General features: G+C 45.2%; 20 protein-coding genes. 17 read left to right on the forward strand and 3 right to left on the reverse strand.

The window, feature by feature from the left end:
* Positions 1-426: 426 nt before the first annotated feature.
* Positions 427-1,815 (reverse strand): Na+/H+ antiporter NhaA, encoded by a 1,389-nt coding sequence (nhaA, locus tag LJ740_RS06055; protein WP_229528180.1) that lies wholly within the window; start codon positions 1,813-1,815, stop codon positions 427-429.
* Positions 1,816-2,734: 919 nt separating this feature from the next.
* Between nhaA and LJ740_RS06060 the strand changes: the two genes are divergently transcribed.
* On the forward strand, positions 2,735-3,139 hold the full coding sequence (locus tag LJ740_RS06060) for a PRC-barrel domain-containing protein (protein WP_229528181.1): 405 nt from the start codon (positions 2,735-2,737) through the stop codon (positions 3,137-3,139).
* A 198-nt stretch (positions 3,140-3,337) separates the two neighbouring features.
* Here the strand turns inward: LJ740_RS06060 and acnA are convergent, their stop codons facing one another.
* Together acnA and LJ740_RS06070 are read right to left on the reverse strand one after the other, a co-directional pair.
* Positions 3,338-6,058: an aconitate hydratase AcnA gene (gene acnA / locus LJ740_RS06065; protein ID WP_229528182.1), complete on the reverse strand. Its 2,721-nt coding sequence runs from the start codon at positions 6,056-6,058 to the stop codon at positions 3,338-3,340.
* A 665-nt stretch (positions 6,059-6,723) separates the two neighbouring features.
* On the reverse strand, positions 6,724-7,443 hold the full coding sequence (locus LJ740_RS06070) for a Crp/Fnr family transcriptional regulator (RefSeq protein ID WP_229528183.1): 720 nt from the start codon (positions 7,441-7,443) through the stop codon (positions 6,724-6,726).
* Between the two features lie 680 nt (positions 7,444-8,123).
* On the opposite strand from LJ740_RS06070, the gene LJ740_RS06075 reads away from it, so the two are divergent.
* The 16 genes from LJ740_RS06075 (at position 8,124) to LJ740_RS06150 (ending at position 25,799) form a co-directional block, all read left to right on the forward strand.
* Complete coding sequence (locus LJ740_RS06075) at positions 8,124-8,540, forward strand: PRC-barrel domain-containing protein (RefSeq protein ID WP_229528184.1); 417 nt, start codon at positions 8,124-8,126, stop codon at positions 8,538-8,540.
* A 34-nt stretch (positions 8,541-8,574) separates the two neighbouring features.
* A complete protein-coding gene (locus LJ740_RS06080) occupies positions 8,575-9,462 on the forward strand; it encodes a GGDEF domain-containing protein (RefSeq protein WP_229528185.1) in 888 nt (295 codons plus the stop codon).
* A gap of 705 nt (positions 9,463-10,167) precedes the next feature.
* The gene (locus tag LJ740_RS06085) at positions 10,168-10,662 is read left to right on the forward strand and encodes a hypothetical protein (RefSeq protein ID WP_229528186.1); all 495 of its coding nucleotides are present in this window, start codon (positions 10,168-10,170) and stop codon (positions 10,660-10,662) included.
* 105 nt (positions 10,663-10,767) lie between these two features.
* Positions 10,768-12,192: a TolC family protein gene (locus tag LJ740_RS06090; RefSeq protein ID WP_229528187.1), complete on the forward strand. Its 1,425-nt coding sequence runs from the start codon at positions 10,768-10,770 to the stop codon at positions 12,190-12,192.
* Between the two features lie 2 nt (positions 12,193-12,194).
* Positions 12,195-13,910, forward strand: coding sequence for an efflux RND transporter periplasmic adaptor subunit (locus LJ740_RS06095; protein ID WP_229528188.1), 1,716 nt, complete (start codon positions 12,195-12,197; stop codon positions 13,908-13,910).
* Between the two features lie 14 nt (positions 13,911-13,924).
* Positions 13,925-17,095, forward strand: a complete 3,171-nt coding sequence (locus LJ740_RS06100) for an efflux RND transporter permease subunit (RefSeq protein ID WP_229528189.1) — start codon at positions 13,925-13,927, stop codon at positions 17,093-17,095.
* A gap of 303 nt (positions 17,096-17,398) precedes the next feature.
* Positions 17,399-18,256, forward strand: coding sequence for a universal stress protein (locus LJ740_RS06105; protein ID WP_229528190.1), 858 nt, complete (start codon positions 17,399-17,401; stop codon positions 18,254-18,256).
* Positions 18,257-18,333: 77 nt separating this feature from the next.
* On the forward strand, positions 18,334-18,804 hold the full coding sequence (locus tag LJ740_RS06110; RefSeq protein ID WP_229528191.1) for a Na+/H+ antiporter subunit E: 471 nt from the start codon (positions 18,334-18,336) through the stop codon (positions 18,802-18,804).
* Positions 18,804-19,076 (forward strand): monovalent cation/H+ antiporter complex subunit F, encoded by a 273-nt coding sequence (locus tag LJ740_RS06115; protein WP_229528192.1) that lies wholly within the window; start codon positions 18,804-18,806, stop codon positions 19,074-19,076. The genes LJ740_RS06110 and LJ740_RS06115 overlap by 1 nt, the downstream gene beginning before the upstream one ends.
* Positions 19,066-19,446, forward strand: coding sequence for a monovalent cation/H(+) antiporter subunit G (mnhG, locus tag LJ740_RS06120; RefSeq protein WP_229528193.1), 381 nt, complete (start codon positions 19,066-19,068; stop codon positions 19,444-19,446). The genes LJ740_RS06115 and mnhG overlap by 11 nt, the downstream gene beginning before the upstream one ends.
* 29 nt (positions 19,447-19,475) lie before the next feature.
* Positions 19,476-20,465 carry a DUF4040 domain-containing protein gene (locus LJ740_RS06125; RefSeq protein WP_324255605.1) on the forward strand — a complete coding sequence of 330 codons (990 nt, stop codon included), beginning with the start codon at positions 19,476-19,478 and terminating at the stop codon, positions 20,463-20,465.
* The gene (locus LJ740_RS06130; RefSeq protein WP_267498175.1) at positions 20,462-20,878 is read left to right on the forward strand and encodes a cation:proton antiporter subunit C; all 417 of its coding nucleotides are present in this window, start codon (positions 20,462-20,464) and stop codon (positions 20,876-20,878) included. The genes LJ740_RS06125 and LJ740_RS06130 overlap by 4 nt, the downstream gene beginning before the upstream one ends.
* Entirely contained in the window at positions 20,871-22,364 is a 1,494-nt protein-coding gene (locus LJ740_RS06135; protein ID WP_229528194.1) for a monovalent cation/H+ antiporter subunit D family protein, read from the forward strand. The genes LJ740_RS06130 and LJ740_RS06135 overlap by 8 nt, the downstream gene beginning before the upstream one ends.
* Positions 22,361-23,827, forward strand: coding sequence for a proton-conducting transporter transmembrane domain-containing protein (locus LJ740_RS06140; RefSeq protein WP_229528195.1), 1,467 nt, complete (start codon positions 22,361-22,363; stop codon positions 23,825-23,827). Before LJ740_RS06135 ends, LJ740_RS06140 begins: the two co-directional genes overlap by 4 nt.
* Entirely contained in the window at positions 23,828-24,118 is a 291-nt protein-coding gene (locus tag LJ740_RS06145; protein WP_229528196.1) for a hypothetical protein, read from the forward strand.
* Entirely contained in the window at positions 24,105-25,799 is a 1,695-nt protein-coding gene (locus LJ740_RS06150; protein ID WP_229528197.1) for a Na(+)/H(+) antiporter subunit D, read from the forward strand. The genes LJ740_RS06145 and LJ740_RS06150 overlap by 14 nt, the downstream gene beginning before the upstream one ends.
* Positions 25,800-25,870: the final 71 nt, after the last annotated feature.

A 25,870-nucleotide genomic window follows, 5' to 3' on the forward strand; every position in this document is an offset into this window, starting at 1 on the left:
TTGCCCTTCTGAACACTCAATACGGTAAATACGAATGATACCGCAACGCTCTTCAATACCCAGAAAGCCGAATGGATTATACGATAGTCATACACGCCGTAAGACTTCAGCCTGAATGGTTTAATTGATTCTGTAAATCATTGATTGGCTTGGTTGCGCTTTGAGCGAGGCTTATTGTTACGTGCAAAAAAAACTATTCGGATGAACATCTAATATACAGAAAGAACAGACCAGCAGTCCCTGTTGTAGATAATGAAGGCGTACCTCAAGCTAACTACTTTTCTAAGTACGCACGGGCCTTTTTTAATATCTCTTTTTTTAATCCCTGTTTCTTTATTTTCTTTACAAAGCCTATACAACTCAGCTATTTCATCAGCATTATAAATTTTTCCAGGTTGCTTCTGGATTTTCATCGATTTTTTAATGTTAATTTGGCTTTGCCTGCTCATTAAAATCATCGCGTGTAGGATTTTCACAACGAGTCGCAACCCACAATACAGTCAAACCAATTAGTGCGGAAACCACGGATGCAGATAATATGCCTAATTTCGCGGCATTTATGTGTTCAGCACTAAAAGCCAGGTTGGCAATAAACATAGCCATGGTAAAACCAATGCCTGCCAGCATGCCCCCACCTGCAATCATCAACCAGGGCAAATCTGGTGGCAGCACGGCTACCTTTAAGCGCACAGCAAGCCAACTAAACAAGCATACTCCTATCGGTTTGCCTAGCACAAAACCGATAAAAACAGCTGTACTGATAGATGCTGGGAGGTCAGCCATCGTTAAGGGGATACCTGCATTGGAGAACGCAAACAATGGCATAACAACAAAACCAACCCAAGGATGCAGAACAAACTCTAGTCGCTCAACTGGCGAGAGAGCTTCGCGAACCGCAGCTTCCGCGGTTTTCAATACTTTACGATTAACATTGTTGTCAGTCCAAAGGTCACCAGGCGGATAGGCAACTACAGAATCCATAATAATCTGCAATCGGTCATCACTTACCCACTTGATCGTTGGGGTCATTAATCCTAATACCACACCTGTAACCGTGGGGTGTATACCTGAAGCATCAACCATTAGCCATACTAAGCTGCCGCCAATAAAAAACAAAGCAGTACTGCGAATTCCGATCATCGACATAACTTTGATCATTACGAAGCCTATCAGCGCAATAACAATATAAACAAGGTCAAGTTGCTTACCATAACCTAAAGCAACGACAATAATCGCTCCCAGATCATCCACAATGGCTAAAGACAACATAAAAACACGTAAACTTTTTGGAATTCGCCTGCCAAGTAACGCCAGACAACCAATAACAAAAGCCGTATCCGTTGCCATAACCGTTCCCCAGCCTTGCTGTCCTATTTCACCTGATTGGAGAAAAAGGTAGAACCCTGCAGGAACAATCATTCCGCCTAATGCTGCTGAAACAGATAACATGGCTAGGCGGGGTTTTCGCAATTCCCCCAACACTAACTCGCGTTTTAGCTCCAGAGCTATCAAGAAAAAAAATAGGGTCATCACAGCATCATTTATCCAGTCGTGCAAAGACCTCTTAAATTCAACATCACCCAAATTGATACCAATTGAAGTACTCCACAGTTCCATAAAATCTGGACCCAATGGAGAATTAGCCAGATAAAGCGCTAATAAAGTAAAAAACAACAACACCAGTCCGGCGGCTGCTTCTATCTTAAAAAAGCGGCCAAGAGGATGACTCAACCAATCTATGGGGGATTGAGGTAATTGAGCTGAATGCCCTCTGGTATCCGCAACTAACCATTTAGTCAGCTTTTTAATCCTCATAGTGTTCAGGCTCTTTAGTTATCTTTGACATTATTTGGGCTTATATTCTGTTGTTATTGATGGCAATCTATAGATTGCTATATTGATAAGGCATGGCGTGATCAAGAATATCGTTTGCACTGATGACTAGGACAGCTTTCTGTATTTGATTGTTTTCTGCATTAATTTTGTGGCTGCTCTGTTCGCTTTATGTTCATCCGTTACTGTGTGTCATGAGTGGAATCTTGTTGTCCTTGTAGTTCTTTTGCCTAATCTCGAATAATGGGGGCTTATGTATTTCACCTGGGACTAATCGAATAATATTTTAGTCACTCCGCGCATAGTTAAACGAATCTATTTATTCAGATCGAGTCAGACGGACTTCGTAACAAATTCCCTGAACTAGTTTGGAGGAAAGTTGTTTTTGTATGTCTTTAAGGTAAAAAAACTCATACGGCCATTTGTCAGTAATGCAGAACGGTGTTTCCCTATATTGGTAATGTTGTTTGGACCATAAGGGGAGTCAATAGCGCTGTATCCCTGATTTTACGTCTCCATACATCATTCAATATTGCCTGCAGTAGATTGTTTCCATCATGCATTTTCAGCCAACATGAATAACTTTCGTTCTTTATTAGAATGACCAGCGTAATATAGATTTTGGTTTGTGTAGGTTCGATAGCGAACATTGGAGGTAAGAATGTCCCTCCCTCTGTCTAATTCAAGCAATTCGCTGATATTAAGAGTGGCTTAGATTGTAGTCTTTGTCTGGGGATGAATAAAATGTGACGCTATGAGGTATAACGAACAGAAATCCAGCTCATTTCATTTAGAATATGCCAATCCACTTGATTGATTCGCAAGCTACGATAATGAAGCTGTAATCTAATCGGGTTGGAGAATGATATTTAACTCGCAATTATATGCACTGGAGAAATTTATGGCGCTACCTGTCATAGACAAAAAAGCAGAGACAACCGCAAGCGATGCAGTTATTAATATTCAACCTTTAAGCGTTCTTACCAGTAGTGAAGTACGCAATAAAGATGACCAGAAACTGGGAAAGCTAAAGGAATTAATGATAGACACAAAAAGTGGCAAAACCATTTATGCGGTGATGTCCTTCGGAGGTTTTTGGGGAATGGGCGAAAAGCTTTCGGCTATTCCATGGAGCGCAATCGGCTTTAACAATATCGATAAACGATTTGTATTAGATATTGAAGTTGGGCGTCTCAAAGCCGCGCCATCATTTTACAAAGACAAGTGGCCGAATATGAATGACATAAATTGGGTCAAAAAAGTTAATACTTTTTATATCAATGCAAAACATAAAATAGCAAAGTAGCTTGTCGCATTGTCTGCTTGTTATATAACAGCGTTAGTTGAAAAGCTAACGTAAAAATATCTACTCACGGTCAAGCTACAGCCATTGCCTATATATACAAGCAATGGATACTTCTGCAAAATCATATAGGCTGTCAATCATCGGCTGTTGAGTTAGGGGTTTCATTGAGCATTGTGAGGATTTGAGTTACCACACGTTTTAATCCTCACAAAACTTTTTGTCGTGATTCGGCCTGGCAACGTACTGAGACGCGACATAACTCAACACCCCTCCGGATAGAAAATATTTAAGTTCACGTTCACTATCTATTCGCACGATAACTGATATTGTATTCTGTTCATTAGATAAATCACAAATTATCAGCTTCAATGTTTGCCTTGGAGATAAGCTACCATCCCAATCAAGGTGAATAATTTCATTACCTCTCAGTTGAAGAGCACCGACGGTCACATTTTCGCTAAGTTGGATTGGCAGAATACCCATCATTGCCAAGTTATTACGATGAATTCGTTCAAATGATTCAGCAATCACAGCTTTTACATTCAGCAGCAGACATCCCTTGGCGGCCCAGTCCCGACTTGAGCCTGTTCCATATTCCTTACCAGCAAAGACCACGAGAGGGGTTCCCTCATTGAGGTATTGCTGACTTGCGTTATATATGGGAATGCTAGCTATACTTTCTTTGATATTACTTGAGTAATATGTAAATCCACCGTTAGTATGGTTGACCATACTATTTTTAAGATGGGCGTTGGCAAAAGTTCCCCGTACCATTACTTCGTGATTGCCGCGCCTTGATCCGTAACTATTAAAGTACTCAGGTACAACACCATTCGCTTGTAAATATTTGCCAGCAGGGCTGGATTCGCTGATTTTACCTGCGGGAGAAATATGATCGGTCGTCACAGAGTCACCTAGAATAGCAAGAATCCGAGCTGACTTGATTGCCTTAGGGGTAAATGCCTTAGCTAAAAAGGGTGGGTGACGGATATAAGTTGACGATTCCTTCCATGGATAGCATACCGATTTTTCAACAGTTAATTTATTCCAGTTGTCATCGCCTTCAAACAAGCCTTTGTAGGCCTGTTCGAACAGCGCTTGAGTAACATGTCCCGACATCTCGGTGATCAGCTTATCAGAAGGCCAGAGTTCAGATAGAAACACATTTTGGCCAGCTTTATCTGTACCTATGGGGTCTTCAATCAAATTGACACGAGTATGGCCAACAAGGGCAAAAGCAATAACCAGTGGGGGCGACATTAGCCAGTTTAGTGTCACTGAAGGATGAATACGTCCCTCAAAGTTTCGATTACCGGATAATACAGCACTTACCTGTAAATGGTGTTTTTCGATTTCAGCTTCAAGCTCCCCTTTCAAAGGGCCAGAATTACCAATACAGGTTGTGCAGCCAAAACCAATCCGCTGGAACCCCAAACAATCCAGATAAGGCTGAAGCCCCGAGCTATCCAGATACTGAGCAACAACTTGGGAGCCAGGAGCGAGTGAGGTTTTCACTCTTGGGTTCACTGACAGACCACGCTCTACCGCGGCTTTTGCCAGTAACCCAGCCAACAACATTACATGCGGGTTTGAGGTGTTTGTGCACGATGTGATGGCTGCAATAACAATATCTCCATCGCATAATTTTTGATGTTTTAATTGAGACTGAAGGCCCTTAGGGGAACCCTCATCAGGAACCGGGTGTCCGGCAATAAGTATCTCATTCAGGGATTTATCTTTAATTTCGGATAACGCTAGTCGATCCTGCGGGCGTTTAGGGCCTGCTAATGATGTCTCCGTTTTGGACACATCTATGGCTATATTTTCCTGATACACGGGGTCTTCAGTATCGTGTGTGTAGAACAATCCCTGAATAGACATATAAGCTTTGACTTGTTCTATTAGTGATGCGGGACGATTGGTTAAGCCCAGGTACTCAATCACTTTGCAATCAACTGGAAATAACGCACAAGTCGCGCCATATTCCGGTGCCATATTCGCTATTGTCGCACGATCCGCGACACTCATATGCAGCACACCAGGACCATAAAATTCAACATATTTTCCAACCACGCCATGATGTCGTAATTTTTCAGTAATACTAAGCGCCAGATCAGTCGCAGTCGATCCCAATGATAATTTTCCTACAAGTTTAACACCGACCACCTTTGGTAAGTTTAGTGTCAATGGTTGCCCTAGCATTACTGCTTCGGCTTCTATACCGCCAACCCCCCAGCCAAGTATACCCAAACCATTAATCATAGTGGTATGGCTGTCGGTTCCTATCAGCGTATCGGGAAACAATTCACCATCTTCACAACTCACTACCTGAGCGAAATACTCAAGATTAATTTGATGACATATACCCCGGCCAGGAGGCACAACTCTAAGATTATGAAATGATTTTTCGGCCCATTTTAAAAATTGATATCGTTCTTGGTTACGCTCTATTTCACATTTACGGTTATGATCCAGCGCGTCAGAGCTACCTGCTTGATCAACAATAACTGAATGATCAATAACCAAATCTACAGGACACACCGGATTTACCTTTTTCGCATCACCGCCCGACTTTGATACAAATTCGCGCATAGCCGCTAAATCGGCGATAGCAGGAACACCTGTATAATCCTGCATAAGAACACGTTGAGGACGAAAAGGAAACTCTACGTCTGTTCCTTGTCTGACCGTCAATGCAGAGATGTAAACAGAGGTAAGATTACCCTTTGCATCACCATTCTCGTTATAGTGACGCATAATATTTTCCAGAAATATTCGCACAATAAAAGGCTGTTCACTTAGCGTAAAGTTAAAATCCTCTGCTAATTTGGATAATGACCAATACTGATTTAATCCGCTCGTGGTATGAATTAAATCTAAGTACCTTTCTCGCCATGTAATTTTATTTGTGGAAAACATAATTTAGCTTAGTGTTGTCAGGGATCTTTTTAGAGCAGAAAGAACCTGTAAAAAAATATTTTGAAATGGATCAAGCATTGTGTACGTCCTTGGTTAAAATAAATGCCAAACAAGTGCATTATGGAATCTATCAGAAATATGAGTTAATTCGACCAATGCACTCAATGAAACAAGTTCAATAACTTATAGACCTACTTCTGGTTATCTCGTTTTTGTTCTTGCTTAGGAGGTTGTTTTTTTGGATCATTTTCCGGTGCAAGCTTTTTTTCTTGGTCAGGTTTTGCGTCTTTAGTGGGGTTCTGCATAAGTACCTCTGGTTTTCACTACCGACCTAATTGCCGATGGTGGAGATGATAATATACCTCTTGATTCTTCAGTGTTCCGTGCGCTTACACACACTGAACTCCAATTAAGTGCGAAATTTCGCACCTAAAAATAATTCAGCAACAGAATTCGTAGAGACTCTCATTTCCGACTACAAACTATATTGGCTATGTGGAGATAAGACAGAAATAGTGGCAAAACAAAAGGGTGTCATTGCGATGTGGAAATATTATGTAGCTAAGCTTGATACTTGCAAAATTTTGAAAATTTTAGGTTCAGAGTCATGACCACTTTGTGGATAGGATGTGATAATTATTTCAGATACTCGGGGCAGACTATTATTATCGCTCCTCTGTTCCATATCGCCAATGGCCATGATTTTTGAAAAAGGCCTCATGATGGCTTTTTTCATCCTCATAACACTCACAAGAAGTCCTTATTAGCGCTGACCGGGATGAAAGAATGATATGGCCCCTGCTATATCTGATAACCCCCTCTGTTTGCAGCGCATTAGCAAAACCTGTCACTGTATTCCGTCGGATTCCGAGTAAATCGCCCAAATCATTGTGAGTCAAATTCAATTCTTTTGAATGTAATCTTTGGCTTATAGTTAACAAGCAACGCGAAAGACGCTGTTTTGCATCATGTAAGTAACAACAAGCTGCATTCCGAACATTCTGAAGCATTGTCGCGTAAAGAAAATGATTGATTAAACTACTCAACTCGTTGCAGGTTGCTAAGTGGTTCCGGAATAATTGGGTATTTATCGATAGTGCAGCTCCAGACTCAATCACCTTGAACTTTAAACATCTATTGCTTTTATCTAGTCCCGAACTTGCCCCTAGCATCCCTTCATTACCAATTAATCCAACACATAAACACCGGCCTTTCTCCAGTTCTGCAAACGAAGCTATCACTGAGGTCATTGGAAAATAGATACGATCAATCGCAGCGCCAGCACGATAAATTATTCCACCAGAGGTTAAAGTGACAACTTTACCATTGTCCATAGCCCAGTTTTTTGTTTCATCGCTAAGGCAATTTAATATATAGTTTTGCATATGTGTGATAACACTAGTAAGAGTCCTCATTGGTCATGGTATTCGCTTAAAACCAACATTACTTAGCTGATTAAAATCTTGCTCACAGATTTTTTGAGAAGGCTTTTCGGCGTAACCAAGTCGTTATTTGATTAAGGGTATTCGGTCCGAGTGTTGTGTAACTAGACATGAATATGGTCAGGCATAGCGATAGTAATTACTGATTCTGTCTCTGCTTTTGATTTTCCTAACTCGGCATTTCCTGATTTTATTCATTCTCTGTGCCGGTCTACTTGTTCTTTTCTTTTTGCTATTTGTAACCGAATTATCCTTTAAATTATTGATAGACACCTCCAAATTTGTTAATCGATACACTCAGATTAAAACAACTCAGTTTGTCCTTTCAGTTCGCAAACGCACATAACCTGAACAGCTATTTTCCCAGGCCTTTGTTGTCTGCCGCACATTCGTCGTCATCCCACAATGTTATCGTATGCTTCTAAGACAACTCATATGAGCCCATGTTGTCTTCCATCTAAATTGGAGGTTTCCAATGCTACATAGTTCAGAGGTATCAAAGCATCTATCCCGTAGGTCAAATAGAGAATGTGAGGATAAGCTTTCACTTACCGTAAAAGGTAAGACGGGGCGATACAAAAAAACGACGTTAAATTCAAAATCAGAATATAAGGAGACTAACAATGAACACTGAAGAAATTGCCGAAAGTACCCTCAAAGAAAAGCGTCCATCAAAGATAATACGTCAATACAGAGTAAAAAAACTCGGTAGCAACAATGTCGTAGATTGTGAGGGTGCTCGGGTGGGTAAGTTGATAGACATGATCGTCTCATACCCATCGGGAAGAGTTACCTTTGCCGTGATGTCATGCGGTGGGTTTCTTGGATTCGGGGAAGTCATGTTTATGGTTCCTTGGCAAAATATTGAACTGGATATTAAGAAACAAGAATTTGTTTTATCAATAAACATTGAATGTTTAAAAAAAGCACCGTCATTCAGCGGCAGTAGTTGGCCTAATTTGCACAATAATGCCTGGATGCATCATGTACTGAAATTTTACGAAAGTGTTTCTGTTGAAAAGCCACAAAAAGCGCCTTAGCGCAATCACTTATCGAGGCAATGAAATACACATTATGATGAAGAATGAACCCGCTGGATTATTAAACTCTCTTGGGATAGCCATAATAGGATGTAATCAATATGGTTTGATTACGTTCCTAAATCAAAATGCGGAAGTTGTCACTGGCTTGAACCATACAGCTGCGTTTGGTACACCAATCTCAAATTTGGTTGGTTTTAAATTTGAAAATGAAATTAGAAAAGCGTTAATCCAATTGGATTCTTTAAACTCTGCCCAGAAGCAGTGCCCTCCACTTTTAACGCGAGATATATCTTTTCCTTCACAGCACCTTACAATGCAAGGAACCATGATCCCCGTGTACGATAATGCGGGAACATGCAATGGTTTTGTAATAGCGTTACACCAAAAATCAATAGACGATTCTCATTCGGAGGAAACATACTATCGCGCAAACTACGATCTGCTCACTGGCCTACCAAATAGATTTTTATTGATAGACCGCATTCAATTTGCCATGAATTTAGCAAAGCGGCAAAGCACTCAAATAGGATTGTTATTCCTTGATTTAGATAGTTTTAAACTGGTTAATGATTCGCTTGGACATTTAATCGGAGACAAATTACTACAATCAGTGGCCAAAAGAATAATAAACTGTATCAGGTCGAGTGACAGTGTCGGAAGGTATGGTGGGGATGAATTTTTGGTGTTATTGAACGAGGTTGCCAGTCTGAGGGATTGTGAACAAGTTGCCGAAAAAATACTTTCCAGCTTTTGTCAACCTCACAGACTCAACAGCAAATCAGTTATCGTTACGGTGAGTATAGGAATTAGCACCTTTCCTGGTGATGCTGATAGCGAGGAAAGTTTGATCGACCATGCAGACAAAGCCATGTACATAGCTAAAAGAAAAGGACAAAACAGGTTTGAGTTTTACAAATAGGTTTTAATTTTCATTCAATTTTTTAGAAAGTTATTTTCCACAATGAACTATTGTGTGCTGAAAGGCTTAAGCACCTAACATCATCATAGAAAACAGTTAGAAAAAATTTAATCGAGTGTCTATGAAATATCGCTTCGCAAAAGCATTTAGCGCAAAGTTGTTGACCACTCTGGCGTCAATAACCTGCTGTTCTTTCAGAATTTTTCTGGTTTGTTGATGATTTGCTGCTATACAATTTGCCGATATTATATACACAAAGCAAAGCAATAGTAGTTTAGAAAATGGTCGATTAAATAGCATAGATTTACCTCGTAATTTTGATTCAGAGGTAATTTAGCAAGCCTGTATTAAGCCTTCCTGTACTGGATATTAAATAAAATTAATGTTCTATTTTTTTCGGATTTATAAATCTAATCTAAGGTAATGGATGTGATGTGAGTCCACCCCTTTTGAACAATGATTTACCTGATTAATACTTAATATGTACCTATAATCATTTAGCGGATACATGATGAAATGACAGTTGAAGATTTTGATGTTTTCTGTATTCAATATTGACTTAATGAGTATATGTGTGACGCTCAAAAAATAAACAAAATTTGGGGTTTAAAGTAAGTGGTAAAGTCACATTCTTTAACATTTGGTGATGCGTAATACTGGAGTGTTTATTGTCTATCCGCCAAAATTTTGTTAATTTGTTCGGCTATGAAATATCGCTTTGTAAACAAATTCAGCGCAAAGTTGCTGACCATTATTGCTCTGGTGCTGTCACTGGTTGGGCAATCTATGGCCTATGCCACAATGTCTTGCGCGATGTCGATGAGCGGTAATATGAATCATGATTCCTACATACAGACTGATGTGAAAATGCATCACAGCGACATGGAGCATAGTGATATGACCCATAGCGGTGTAGATCACAGCGGTAATGATAAGAGCATGCACCATGCTGGCATGGGCCATGCTCCTATGAAACACGACCTTATGCAACACGCCCAGATGGATCATAACAGCAGCGATGAATCCCACTGTGGTAGCGAATGCCAGTGCCCTGAAAGTAGTTGTCACAGCTTTTCTTGTCTGTCTGACAGTGCAGTGCTCAGCACTTCCAGTTTTCCTACAAATAACTTTTTTGCTCTAGACCAACACAACCTCGATATCTCTCTCAATTCCCTATATCGTCCCCCCATTTTTGCCTGACCAGGATCAGTGCGCCTGAAATTTACGCAATGCGCACAATGAAAAGTTTGAATCAGTGAAATTGCGCTTTGCAGCGCCTTTTGTTCCAGTGTTCTGGAGGTAAAAATGAGTGAAGTATTTACTAGCCGTTGGCGAATATCGAAAGCCCGTCGTTTCTCGATTTCCCGCCTTGTTTTCGTTGTCAGCTTAATGCTTTGTGTGGGGTTAAGCAGCTATGCCTCGGCACAACAGAGCCTGACCTTGCCTGAGGCTATTGAGTTGGCTAACAAGCACGACAATTGGCACAAACAGAGCCAGCTCACCCAGACCGCTATTGAACAGCGCAGTGTCGCGGCAGGTCAATTACCAGACCCGAATGTCTCCGTCAGCATGATGAATCTTCCGGTGGATTCCTGGCGTTTTAATCAGGAAGCCATGACTCAGTTAAAGGTGGGCGTGTCTCAGATATTTCCACGTGGAGATACCCTGGCGCTCACTCAATCCCGTCTAAAGATAGAGGCACAGAAGCACCCGTTGTTAAGAGCGAACCGAGCGGCACAGGTGGCTGCTGAAGTATCGCTTTTATGGCTCGATGCCTATCAGGCCAGCAAAATCATTGAACTCATTGAGGGGGATCGGGTGCTGTTTGAGCAAATGGCAGAAGCTGCAAGAAGCAGTTATACCACAGCACTGCAAAGAACCCGGCAACAGGATGTCATCAGAGCCAGTCTGGAATTGGTGCAGTTGGATGAGCGCTTAAATGAACAGGCGCAGTTTCGCGATGTGGCCTTGGCCGGATTAAATGAATGGCTGATTGACTATTCTGCATTAACCGACTCTGTGCATGCCTCCTTATTGAATGAGTACAGTGTGGACGAATACAGTGTGGAAGAAACGCTACCTGTAATCCCGGCACTGGCACCTGAACTATTGAGCACGCAAGCTCTGGATATAGAAAAACTGGCGCAACACCTAATGCGTCACCCGGCGGTAATGGCGATTGATGTCAGCTATCAGGCGTCACAAAAACAGGTGCAAATCGCGCATCAGGGCTACAAATCCGCCTGGGGATTAAATGCCAGTTATAGTTACCGCGATGATACTCCGCAAGGGAGTAGTCGCGCGGATTTCTTTTCTGTAGGGGTTAGTATGGACTTACCGCTGTTCACTGAAAACAAACAAGATAAACAGGTTGCCGCGTCAATTGCTGAGTCCGAAGCGGTAAAAACCGAAAAACGGGTGCTGTTAAAGCAAATGATCAGCAAGGTGCAGGGCTATGTTAAAGAAATCTCCCGGCTCAGACTGCGCGCCGACTTGTATCAAACGCAATTATTACAGCAAAGCAAAGACCAGGCAGAAGCGGCGTTGAATGCCTACACCACTGATGACGGCGATTTTGCTGAGGTGGTCAGAGCCAAAATCGCAGAACTCAACATGCGCATCGCTAAGTTAAAAATTGATATTGCTATGCTCAAATCAACAGCACGACTTAATTATTTTCTGACTCAGTCGGATGTTGTATTGAACGACGCAAAGTGGAGCGGAAAATAATCATGAAACAAAAGATTCAATTGCTTGTCACCCTGTTAATCGGACTCGTTTTGGGTAGTGTACTGATGATGTTTCAGGGAGAAAATGCCTTAGAGGGAGAAAAAGCCGAACAACAAAAGCAACCCCTGTATTGGGTAGCTCCAATGGATTCCAATTATCGGCGCGACAAACCTAGTAAATCGCCAATGGGCATGGACCTCATCCCGGTTTATGAAGAAGACCTGGGTAACGAAGCCGATGGGCCTGGGGTAGTCAAAATTGCCCCGCATGTGGTCAATAATCTTGGGGTGCGCACGACGGAAGTAAAAACCATGGATTTGCACCAGCAAATTAAGACTGTGGGCTATGTTCAGTATGATGAGGATAACCTGGTGCATATCCATCCGCGTATTGATGGCTGGATTGAACGACTGTACGTCAAAGCCGAGGGGGATCCGGTGCAAATGGGGCAGCCTTTATATTCTCTGTATTCACCGCAACTGGTGAATGCTCAGGAAGAGTATTTACTGGCATTAAAACGCAATAATCGGGATTTAATTAACGCCGCAAGGGCGCGTTTATTGGCACTTCAGGTGTCTGAGCATTTTGTTCAGGAGCTGAAAGCATCCGGTAGCGCTTCACAAACCGTGTTTTTTTATGCCCCTCAGTCCGGGGTGATAGATGCCCTGAAAACTCGTGAAGGCTTTTATGTTCAGCCGGGTAACACGCTGATGAGCATAGGCAAACTGGAGCAGGTTTGGGTGGAAGCGGAAGTGTTTGAGCGAGACGCGGCCCTGATAAAGTCCGGCCAGTCAGTGACCATGACCCTGGATTATTTACCTGGGCGCAGTTGGCCTGGCAAAGTCGATTATGTCTATCCTTCACTTGATGCCAGGACCCGAACCTTACGAGTACGTTTGAAATTTGATAATCGCGAAAGGTTACTCAAACCTAATATGTTCGCCAAGGTCACCATTCATGCCGATGCGCAAGAAAATGCTTTATTGGTGCCCCGTGAAGCTGTGATTCGCACCGGCGATCAGGACCGCGTAGTGCTGGTGATGGGCGAAGGACAATACAAGTCTGTGGCGGTTAAAATCGGCCGTATATCCGATGATGTTATTGAAATTCTGGAAGGCCTGAATGGCGACGACCGGGTGGTCACATCGGCACAATTCCTCATTGATTCTGAGTCCAGCAAAAGTTCGGACTTTCAGCGCATGAGTCCCAACAAAGACCCCGATGCTGTCTGGATGGAAGGCGAGATAAATTCTGTGCAAGCTGAACAGCGCAGCGTCAATATCACTCATGATGCGGTACCGGCCTGGGGATGGCCAGAAATGACCATGGACTTTGATGTAGCAGAATCTGTTGATATGCAGGCATTACAAGCTGGCTATGGGTTGCATTTTGAAGTGACAAAGTTGGCAGATGGCGGCTATTCCGTGACTGGGATTCACGTTATGGGGCCGGTAGAGAAAGACTACCCTGAAGCGACCGTAAGTGGTGTGATTAATGCGATAGACAGAGAAAGACGCACTCTGAATATCAGTCGCGAAGCCATTGCTAAATGGAACCGTGGTCCTGCCACGATGGACTTTGTGCTGGCGCAGAGTTTACCTCTGGATAGTTGGCAAGCGGGTGATGCGATCCGCTTTACCTTTGAAGTCAGGGATGATTTGGTGATCACCGAAATTGCAGCTGATGCCAAACAACATCAGGACCATTCTGGTCATTAATTGAGGAAAGGTTAATGATTGAAGCAATCATCAGATGGTCTGTTGGCAACCGCTTTTTCGTGTTGCTCTGTACCTTTATTTTAGTGTTTGCTGGTTTGTATAGTCTGAAAAATACACCGGTTGATGCTATCCCTGATTTATCCGATGTTCAGGTGATTATCAAAACCAGTTATCCGGGACAGTCACCTCAGGTAGTCCAGGATCAAGTCACCTTTCCACTCACCACGGCCTTGTTGTCGGTGCCAGGTGCACAAACCGTCAGAGGTTTTTCTTTTTTCGGGGATTCTTATGTCTACGTCATTTTTGATGATGACACGGATATCTATTGGGCCCGCAGCCGTGTTTTAGAATACTTAAGTCAGGTTGCCCCAAATTTACCCGAGCAGGCAAGGCCACAACTGGGGCCGGACGCCACAGGGGTGGGCTGGATATACATCTATGCGTTAACTGATAAAACCGGTAAACACGATATCAGTCAGTTGCGCAGTATTCAGGACTGGTTTTTAAAGTACGAACTGCAAACCGTTGACGGTGTATCAGAAGTGGCTTCTGTCGGCGGCATGGTGCGTCAGTATCAGGTGCAGGTGGATCCGGACAAGTTGCGGGCCTACGGGGTACCACTGTCACTGGTGCAGATAGCGTTGACCCGCGGTAATCAGGAGATCGGAGCTTCGGTACTGGAAATGGCTGAAGCCGAATACATGGTCACCGCCACCGGCTATATCCAGTCGGTTAAAGATATCGAACAAATACCGCTGGGTGTGAATACAAAAGGCACGCCGTTGACTATTGGCGATGTGGCCCAGGTTAGTATGGGGCCGCAAATGCGCCGGGGTATTGCTGAGCTGAATGGCGAAGGCGAAGTGGTAGGCGGTGTCATCGTTATGCGTTTTGGCGAAAATGCACAGCAAACCATTAACGGTGTGAAAGCCAGACTGGATGAACTTAAGCATTCGTTACCCGAAGGGGTAGAAGTGGTGCCGGTTTATGACAGGTCACAACTGATAGAGAGCGCTGTTGACAATCTCTGGGGTAAGTTGCTCGAAGAGCTGGCTGTAGTGGCGCTGGTGTGTGTGGCCTTTTTATTTCACCTTCGCTCTTCTATTGTTGCGGTGATCACCCTGCCGTTGGGCATTTTGGTGTCCTTTATTATCATGCATCTGCAAGGGATCAACGCCAACATCATGTCCTTAGGGGGGATTGCTATCGCTATCGGCGCCATGACGGATGGCGCTATAGTGATGATCGAAAACATGCATAAACACATGGAGAAAACGCCGCTGAGCGATGAAAACCGTTGGCAGATAGTGGCTAAGTCCGCCAGCGAAGTGGGGCCTGCCTTGTTTTTTAGTTTGTTGATTATCACGGTTTCATTCTTACCCGTGTTTATCTTAGAGGCACAGGAAGGCCGTATGTTTGCGCCGCTGGCTTACACCAAAACCTACGCAATGGCGGCTGCCGCCGGACTGGCTATTACCCTGGTGCCAGTGTTAATGGGCTACTTTATTCGCGGTAAGGTGATTTCTGAAAAGAAAAACCCGTTAAACCGTTTGCTGATAGCCAGTTATATGCCGGTATTGAGCAAAGTATTACAGTTTCCCAAAATAACGATTGTGGTGGCATTGATGGTGACACTGGTAGGCTTTTATCCGGTTGACAAGATTGGCAGTGAATTTATTCCGCCATTGGATGAAGGGGATTTAATGTATATGCCCACCACCTATCCCGGTATTTCCATTGGTAAAGCCAGAGAGTTGTTACAACAAACCGACAAGCTGATTCGCACGGTTCCCGAGGTGCAGAACGTCTTTGGCAAAGTGGGAAGGGCTGAAACAGCAACAGACCCGGCGCCACTGACTATGATCGAAACCTTTATTCAGTTGAAACCCAAATCCCAATGGCGAGAGGGTCTCACCACTGAAAGTCTGAAAGCGGAACTGGACGCCTTGGTGAAGTTTCCGGGCGTCAGCAATGCCTGGGTTATGCCCATTAAAACCCGCATTGATATGTTGGCCACCGGGATTAAAACGCCGGTGGGCATTAAAGTGGCCGGTCCGGAGCTGAGTGTTATCCAGGACATTGGACAGCAACTGGAGCGGATCCTGGGCGAACTGCCTGGAACCGCTTCGGTCTACTCTGAGCGTGTGGCTGGTGGGCGCTATATCAAAGTGGATATTTTGCGCGATAAAGCCAGCCGCTTCGGCCTGAATATTGCGGATGTACAGCAGGTGGTTGCCACGGCAATTGGCGGTATTAATGTTACCCAAACGGTGGAAGGGCAGGAGCGCTATCCAGTGAATGTGCGCTATCCGCAGGACTATCGGGATTCACCGGAAAAGCTGGCGCGCTTGCCGGTGATTGCACCTTCAGGCCAGCGCATAGCGTTGGGTGATGTGGCGGATATCTATATCGAAAATGGCCCACCTGGCATTAAAAGTGAGAACGCCAGAATCAATGGCTGGACCTTTATAGATATCGAAGATATTGATGTGGGCAGTTATGTTAATGCCGCCAAAGTTGCATTGAGTGACAAGCTGGAATTACCCGCAGGTTATTCTATCAACTGGGCGGGGCAGTATGAGTACATGGAACGGGCCAAAGAAAAGCTCAGCTATGTACTGCCTTTGACATTAGCCATCATTGTTATCTTACTGTATCTCAATTTCCGTCGCTTAAGTGAAGTGGTGTTAATCATCGCTACCTTGCCCATGGCTATGATCGGGGGATTGTGGCTGATGTACTTTGAAGGCTTCAACTTTTCAGTGGCCGTTGGGGTTGGCTTTATTGCCCTGGCCGGTGTGGCGGTGGAAATCGGGGTTATCATGCTGGTATATCTCAATCAGGCAGTTAAGGAGTTAAAAGAACAAGCCAATCTCAACAATCGGATCATTTCTGATAGCGCCTATCGGCAAGCCCTGTTGCAGGGAGCAGGGTTAAGAGTGCGCCCGGTTATGATGACGGTGGCGACGATTATTATCGGACTGCTTCCTATTATGTATGGTAGCGGCACAGGCTCAGAAGTTATGAGCCGTATTGCGGCACCGATGGTGGGCGGTATGACCAGCGCGGTGGTGCTGACATTACTGGTATTGCCCTGTGTGTATAGCCTGGTGAAAGCGGCAGATATTAAGCGCTTTAATCAGACTCTTAATACCAGCGCATCTGCCGCTGACGTGCAAAAATAGTGTGGCCGGGAAATGGACTTAAGGACGCTTTTCTGAGCAATGTTCTGACTGGCGTTTCACAGGGTTTCAGAGGTGCAATTGAACACGGATGTTGATTCTTTAAGCCCGGTGCTGATTCAGGTTGAAGGCGCTGTTGTCAACCTGAATTGAGGCCAGGTAGTAGATACTTTAAGCGTCTGCAGCTCTGTTTATATCGTTGATTTTATAATCTATTTTCAAGATTTGTTCGGTTTTCCTTCAATTTTTAAGATCTCATCTATACTTAGGCTTATTCGTTCAAAAAATGCGCTATAAAGAGGCCGTATGGCTAAAACGATTCTGGTTATTACTGATAAGCACGAGCGTGAAAATTGCTCATTAATTAAAGCTCACGACATTGCGGCTCCGATGGGAGAAGACATCGAAGTGATCCGCTTTATCAAGGAAGAAGATAAACATGATGCGGCCACACTTGCCAATTCAGCGCAAGAACTAACCGCAACACTGAGTGACATCTTTGAAGATTACCCCCATAAAGATGCGATTAAAAGTCAGGTCGTGGTTACTAAAGACGTGGCCAGGTGGGTGACAGAATATTGCGAAACCAGGCGTTTTGATTTGATCATTAAAACGGGTCATCGCTCAGAGTCGCTGTTTCACACCCCTTGTGACTGGGAACTGATCCGCAATGTGTCGGTTCCGGTACTAATAGCACATCATCATCGCTGGAATTGCAAACATGCGCTGATGACGGCGATAGATCCGACTACGGATGATGCGGCCCACACTGAGCTCAATAACACCATTTTGGACTGGACGCGGAAATGGGCGTCCACCTTTGATTGCCAGGTGCACGTTGTTTACTGCATTCCGGTATCCGGTATTCAGATGGATTTGGATATGATCGACGTCAGGCAGCACGAACGCAAGCATCGCGCTGAGGCAGAGGAAAAGTTGGCCGCGGTCGTGTCGCCGTTTGATATTCCCAATGTGCAATTGCATGTGACGGTGGGCGAACCTGAAAAAATGATCCCCCATTGTGCAAATGACCTCAAAGCCGAAATGGTGGTGATGGGCAGCATGGGGCGCAGCGGATTATCCGGCATGATTTTCGGCAATGTCGCTGAAAAAGTCATGCACTATCTGCGCACAGACTCTTTAATTATAGAGGCAAAAAAGTAAGCAAAAATACGGTTTAACAAGATTCACACACCAGAGGCCAACAGGCCCTGATAGACAATAGCTGGCATGGAGGGGATATGCGACATACGTTAAGTTTTAGTATGACCTTAGCTGTATTTTGGTTGCTAATGTCAGGGCACACCTCACTGTTAATTCTGAGTTTGGGATTGGCGTCGGTGCTGGCGGTACTCTATATCGTGTACCGGCTCAACATTTTAGACGGTGAAACTCACCCGGTGGGATTTGAGCTGAAATTACCCCGATTCCTGAGCTGGTTGTTACTGGATTTATTCCTTTCCAATTTGCTGGTGGTCAAACATATCTGGCAATTTAAGCCTGCCATTTCACCTAAGTTAATCACCTATACACTGAGCCAGATGAGTGACATGGAAAAAGCCATTTATGCCAATGCAATTTCGGTCACGCCGGGCACTATTTCAATAGATCTTCAACAAGACAGCATAACGGTTCACGCCCTGACAGACAGTGCATTCAGCAACATTCTCAGCGGTGAAAAAGGTCAGAAAGTTCGGCAGTTGGTGTCCTGATGTTAACCGCAGCTGTAATTGCCATAGTGGTCACTATGTTTTTAGCCTTGCTCAGAGCAATGGCTGGCCCTTCTTTGTATGACCGTATTCTGGCGGTCAACATGTTTGGCACTAAAACCGTATTGTTTATCGCCGTGGTGGGGTTTTTGATGGGCAGGCCGATGTTTCTGGATATCGCACTGGTGTATGCACTGATGAACTTTATCAGTGTGATTGCAATTTTACGCTTTTTTGAATACGACAAGCGGGGGGAAATTAATCATGACAGATAATGTTCTGTGGATTGATATTCTCAGTGGCATCTTAGTGCTCAGCGGCAGCTTTTTCTGTTTTTCCGGTGCGGTTGGTTTACATCGGTTCCCCGACTTTTTTACCCGTATGCATGCTGCCAGCGTAACCGATACCTTAGGGGCTGGATTGGTACTTAGTGGCTTAATGTTGCAGGCAGGGTTTAGCCTGGTAACGTTAAAACTGCTGTTCATATTGTTGTTTTTACTGATAACCGGGCCGGCGTCCAGTCACGCGATGGCAAAAGCGGCACTGCACAGTGGCCGCAAACCTCTGGGGGAACATATCCGTATCGATATCCCGGCAATGAGCAGGGAGGATGATTCGTCAGGAGGTGTAAAATCGAAGCCCTGATTCATGTTTTTCTGCTGCTTTTTTTACTGCTGACGGCACTCACCATTATTGCCCTGAAAGATCTATTTGCCATCGCTATGTTAAGTGGCATTTACGGTTTGTTGTCGGCCAGTCTGTTCGTGGTTTTGGATGCCGTAGACGTCGCCTTTACTGAGGCTGCTGTGGGCGCGGGTATCTCCACTATTTTGATGCTGACTACTCTGGCAATAACCGGGCGTTATGAGCTATCCAGACCCAGTATTCGCACCCGGATAGGCTTGCTTTTGGTGCTGGTGATTGGGGTCCTGTTGATTTATGGCACGCTGGGAATGCCCTATTTTGGCATGCCTGAAAATCCGGCGAATGGTCATGTAGCGGCCTATTATCTGGAAAATACCGAGCAACAAATTGGCATTCCCAATTACGTTACTGCCGTGCTGGCCAGTTATCGGGGATTTGATACCTTCGGTGAATTGGTCGTGGTGTTTACCGCTGGTGTGGCTGTGCTGGCGTTGTTGCCCCATTCCCGTGATGGCTTTGTGGTGGATGACATGCAGCCCATGAAACATCACCTGATATTGCGGATTACTTCCAAGCTATTACTTCCGTTTATTTTACTGTTTGCTCTGTATGTGCAGTTTCACGGTGATTTTGGGCCAGGTGGTGGGTTTCAGGCCGGCGTGATCTTTGCGGCAGCCATCATTCTCTACAGCATGCTCTATGGTTTGGAAAATGCAATGCAGGTTATCAGCTTTCCGGTCATTCGATTTTGTGCTGCGTTGGGGGTTTTGTTGTATGGCTCTGTGGGCATTGTTTCCATGTTAAAGGGCGGCAACTTTTTAGATTATTCGGTGTTGTTGGAGACACCTGTTGCCGGGCAACACCTGGGCATATTACTGATTGAATTTGGCGTAGGGCTGACCGTGGCGGCGGTGATGGTTTGTGTGTTTTTCACCTTTACCGGAAGTGTGGTTTCGCCAGCAAAATCAGCCAGGGTAGTAGCTGCCCGGGATGGTGAAAAAACCCAGGGGGCGCCATGAACTTTGAGACTCAGTGGCTACAGACATTTTTCGGTCTTTATAACTACTGGATTGTGGTCGCCCTGATGATGTGTGGATTATTTATTGTTATCACCGATGGCAATCTGATCAAAAAAGTGGTGGGGCTAACCATCTTTCAGACCTCGGTGTTTATCCTCTATATCAGTATGGCGAAAGTGACGGGAGCCACTGCGCCCATTCAGATAGAGCAAGGCACGGCGGTGTATTCCAATCCATTGCCGCATGTGCTGATCCTGACCGCGATTGTGGTGAGTATTTCCACCACGGCGGTGGCATTGGCGCTGATAGTCAGAATTAAACGGGCTTATCACACTGTTGAAGAAGATGTTATTCAACGATGGGATGTGAAAAAGCGTCGCAGTGAAAAAAGGAGTAAGCCGTTTCATGAGTAGTGCACAGTTACCTATTTTACAGGTTATTGTGCCGCTGCTGGCGGCACCATTATGCCTGTTGATCAACCACAAACTGCTCAACTGGTTGTTCACCTTATTGGTGTCGGGTTTTTCATTCGTTGTTGCTGCGTTGATGTTGTGGCAGGTGTCGGATACCGGTCCGCTGTCCTACCATCTCGGTGGCTGGATGCCGCCCTATGGCATAGAAATTCGCGTTGATCAGCTAAACGCGTTTGTGGCGCTGCTCATCACCGCAATCAGCACGCTGGTGATTACGTCTGCCCATACCAGCCTGGAAAATAAAAAGGATATCGCACCTGGAAAACACACCTATTTTTATGTGGCCTATCTGTTATGTTTTGCCGGATTACTGGGCATTTTGGTGACAGGTGACGCATTTAACCTGTTTGTTTTTCTGGAAATTTCTTCCCTCTCTTCTTATGTATTGATCGCCCTGGGCCGTGACCGTCGGGCATTGTGGGCGTCTTTTCAGTATCTGGTGATGGGCACGATAGGTGCCACCTTTATATTAATTGGTATCGGGCTTCTGTATATGAAAACCGGCACCCTGAATATCGCTGATTTAGCTGAGCGATTACCGGAAATGGCCGATACCCGCACCATTTTCGTGGCATTTTGCTTTTTTATTGTGGGTGTTTGTCTGAAGTTGGCGCTGTTTCCACTACATATGTGGTTACCCAATGCTTATGCTTATGCGCCCACCGTGGTAACGGCATTTTTAGCAGCCTCTTCCACCAAGGTGGCACTGTATGTGGTGGTGCGCTTTGTGTTCGTGGTGTTTGGCGTGGATTTTTCCTTTACTACAATCCCGCTGCAGGCGGTGTTTGTTACCCTGGGCACTCTGGGGGTGTTGGTGGCTTCGCTGGTGGCTATCAATCAGCAGAATATCAAGCGCATGTTAGCCTACTCCAGCATCGCGCAAATTGGTTATATGGTGTTGGGGTTGAGCTTTGGTTCAATCACTGGGCTTATGGCCAGCCTGTTGCATTTGTTCAATCACGCCCTGATGAAAGGGGCGCTGTTTTTAACGCTTGGCGCGGTGTTTTATCGGATTGGTGGGGTTAGTCTGAAACACTTTCAGGGCATAGGTCGCCACATGCCCTTTACCCTGGCGGCTTTTGTGATTGGCGGCGTGAGTATTATTGGTATGCCACTTACCGTCGGCTTTGTCAGTAAATGGTATCTGTTGCAGGCGGCTATTGCGCAGGGCTGGTATCTGGTTTCTGTCATTATTTTGGTGGGTTCCCTGCTTTCTGTCATTTATATCTGGAAGGTGGTGGATGCCGCTTATTTCAAGCCTGCTCTAGTCAATCAGGCGCAACTTAAAGAGGCGCCGTTGTCGCTCTTAATCCCGGTATGGGTGCTGGTGCTGGCCAATCTGTATTTTGGTATGGATACCCGCCTGACAGTGACGCTCACTGACCAGGTCGCGACCCAGTTAATGCACATTGAGGTGCTGCCATGAATGCCAGTACCTTGTTAATTACGACACTTTCATTGCCGCTTTTTTTAGTGCTGTTGATTGTTCTGTTTCGCAAGCAACCCAACATTCGGGAAACCCTGAGTATAACGTTTGGCATACTCGTCTTTATTGTTAACCTGTTGCTGCTGGAAAGTTTATGGGCCGGTACTGCCATTGAGTGCCACCTGTTCGCTTTGTTTCCGGGATTAACTATCGCCTTCAAGATTGAACCTCTGGGTATGGTTTTTGCGCTGGTGGCCAGTGCACTGTGGCCAGTAACTACCTTATATGCGACAGGCTACATGCGGGCCCATCATGAGCCCAGACAAACGCAGTTCTATTGCTTCTTTGCTATCGCCATTTTTTCGGTATTGGGTATTGCTTTTGCGGGCAATCTGCTGACTTTGTTTATCTTTTATGAATTACTGACCCTGTCCACCTTTCCGCTGGTGGCACATGCGGGAACCGCGAAAGCTAAACGCGGTGCCAGAGTGTATCTGGGGATATTGTTGCTCAGCTCCATCCTGTTTTTGTTATTGGCCATTATCAGTACCTGGCATTTTACCGGCTCGCTGGATTTTAAAAATGGCGGTTTGTTTGCACAGGTCAGTGATGAAGTGGTGTCTGTGATCCTGGTGCTGTTTGTGTTTGGCATTGGTAAGGCCGCACTCATGCCACTGCATAGCTGGTTGCCCGCTGCCATGGTAGCACCAACCCCGGTTAGTGCCTTGTTGCATGCGGTTGCCGTGGTTAAAGCCGGTGTTTTTACCATACTCAAGGTTATGGTGTATGTCATTGGCATTGAACGCCTGGCCAATTTGCCTGGCACTACCTTTTTACTTTATCTGGCAGGGTTTTCTATTCTGGTCGCTTCATTGGTGGCTATCAGAAAGCGCAACCTTAAGGCGCGCCTCGCCTGGTCAACAGTGAGTCAACTGGGGTACATCACCATGGGGGCTTTGCTGGCCACACCTTTGGGGATAATAGGCAGCACCATGCACATTGCCATGCATGCCTTCAGTAAAATTACCTTGTTTTTTTGTGCCGGAGCCATTTTAGTGGCCACCCATAAAACTGAAATTCAGGATATGCAGGGCCTGGGTAAACAAATGCCCATCACCATGCTGGCCTTTGGAATCGCCAGTTTGGGTATTATTGGTTTGCCGCCCGCTGGTGGCACATGGAGTAAATGGTTGTTGCTGATGGCAACGGTAGAGACGGAGCATTGGCTGTTAATGCTACTTCTGATGTTAAGTTCACTGTTGAGTATTGGTTATTTGTTACCCGTGTCCTTACGGGCGTTCTTTCCTGCAACGGCGGCAGTGCCATTGTCGCCTGCTGCTACCGGAAGCATAGATCTTGCACCTAAAGCCTCTCTACTGGCTATTGTGCTCACAACGCTGGCATGTGTTGGCTTATTCTTTTTTGCCGATGCCATTTACCAACTTGCAAGTAAGGTGGTGTAAATGAAACCAACAGATAAACACATTTTTGATGATCCCAATAAGGTGAAGCGCCTGCTTAAGGTGTTTTATGTGGGCTGTGCGATGTTGTTGCTTCTGGATTTCGTACTGCATCGCCACACTGAGCACCCCTGGGAATGGCTTCCCGGCTTTTATCCATTATACGGATTTGTGGGATGTGTGGTGTTGGTGCTTGTCGCCAAATGGATGCGCCTTGCTGTAATGCGTGATGAGGATTATTACGAAACATCAGACAAGCAGAACGAAGGAAAAGAGCACCATGTGGGGGATTGAACTGGCACCCTTTATTCCCTTTTACCTGGGAGCGATTGTTGCGTTGCTAAGCAATGACCGCTGGCGGCCGCTGGTTGCTGTGGCGGTACCGTTGTTGGGATTGCCACTATGCCTTAGTCTCTCCGACGGCCTGCATTGGCAGTTGCAACTGTTTGATTTACAACTGGCCCCTTTAAAAGTGGATAAGCTGAGTATGCTGTTTGGCATTATCTTCCATATTGCCGCGTTCATTGCTGCCGTTTACGCCTGGCACGTAAAGGATAAAATGCAGCAAATTGCCGGGTTACTTTATGCCGGTAGCGCGCTGGGGGCGGTGTTTTCCGGTGATCTGATTAGCGTTATCGTCTTCTGGGAAATGTTAGCCTTAACTTCAGTCTTTCTGGTTTGGGCAAGACGCACCGAACGCGCACTGCATTCTGGCCTGAGGTATCTGTACTTTCAAATCATTTCCGGCTTACTGTTGATTGCAGGCAGTATTTTGTACATCCAGCAAACCGGCGAAGCTGCATTGGGCTTTATCGGACTGCAAAGTACCGCTGGCTGGATTATTTTTATTGCCTTTGGCATTAAATGCGCCTTTCCTGTTTTACACAACTGGTTGACGGATGCTTATGCTGAATCCACCGCGACAGGCACGGTGTTTTTAAGCGCCTTTACCACTAAAACCGCCGTATACATGTTAGCCCGCACATTTCCGGGGGCAGAGGTATTGGTGTATGTCGGCGCTGCTATGACCTGTTTTCCGATATTTTATGCGGTGATCGAAAACGATTTACGCCGTGTGCTGGCTTACAGCATGATCAATCAAATTGGTTTTATGGTGGTGGGTATTGGTATCGGCACTGCACTGGCCATCAACGGCGCCGTTGCACACGCCTTCAACGATATTATCTTTAAGGGGCTTCTGTTTATGTCTGTCGGGGCTGTGCTGCATATGACCGGGCGCAGTAACGCATCAGAACTTGGCGGCTTGTATAAAAGTATGCCCAAAACCACTATTTTCTGCCTGATTGGCGCGGCATCGATATCTGCCTTTCCGTTATTCAGCGGTTTTGTCAGCAAATCTATGGTGATGAGTGCAGCGCTAAAAGAAGGCTATGACTGGATCTGGTTGATGCTGTTGTTTGCGTCCGCCGGGGTATTTCATCACGCGGGTATTAAGATCCCGTATTTCGCCTTTTTCGCTCACGACAGCGGCATCAGAACCAAAGAAGCGCCTCTGAATATGCTGTTGGCCATGGCGCTGGCGGCGACACTGTGTATCACCATCGGTGTTTTCCCGGAATTGCTATACAGCCTGTTGCCGTTTGCTATCACTTATAGCCCTTATGACACCAGCCACGTACTGGCGCAGACGCAGTTATTGTTCTTCTCGGCCCTGGCGTTTGTGTGGTTAAACCTCAAAGGCTATTATCCGCCTGAATTACGCTCAGTAAATATTGATGCCGAGTGGGGGTATCGCAAATTGCTTCCCGAGGCACTGCGTCTGGGGCTGGTGATGTTTCGCAGTGTAGAGCGGGCCTGTGGTCAATGGGTGAGCACATGGTTGGACAATCTGAATCATGTCTTCCTGCACCGCAAAGGACCTTTTGGCAAGCTCTCCAAAACAAACCCCACCAGTACCATGGTGATGTGGGTCACAGTGTTGCTGGCATCTTATCTGCTGTTTAGTTTCCTGTAATAGTGATTCCATTCTGGATTTTCGCCAGCTAAACTAGGGCCAGTTGACTGCTGCAATAGTGTACCGCAATG

The sequence above is a fragment of the Planctobacterium marinum genome (genome assembly GCF_020687805.1).
Taxonomy (GTDB): domain Bacteria; phylum Pseudomonadota; class Gammaproteobacteria; order Enterobacterales; family Alteromonadaceae; genus Planctobacterium; species Planctobacterium marinum.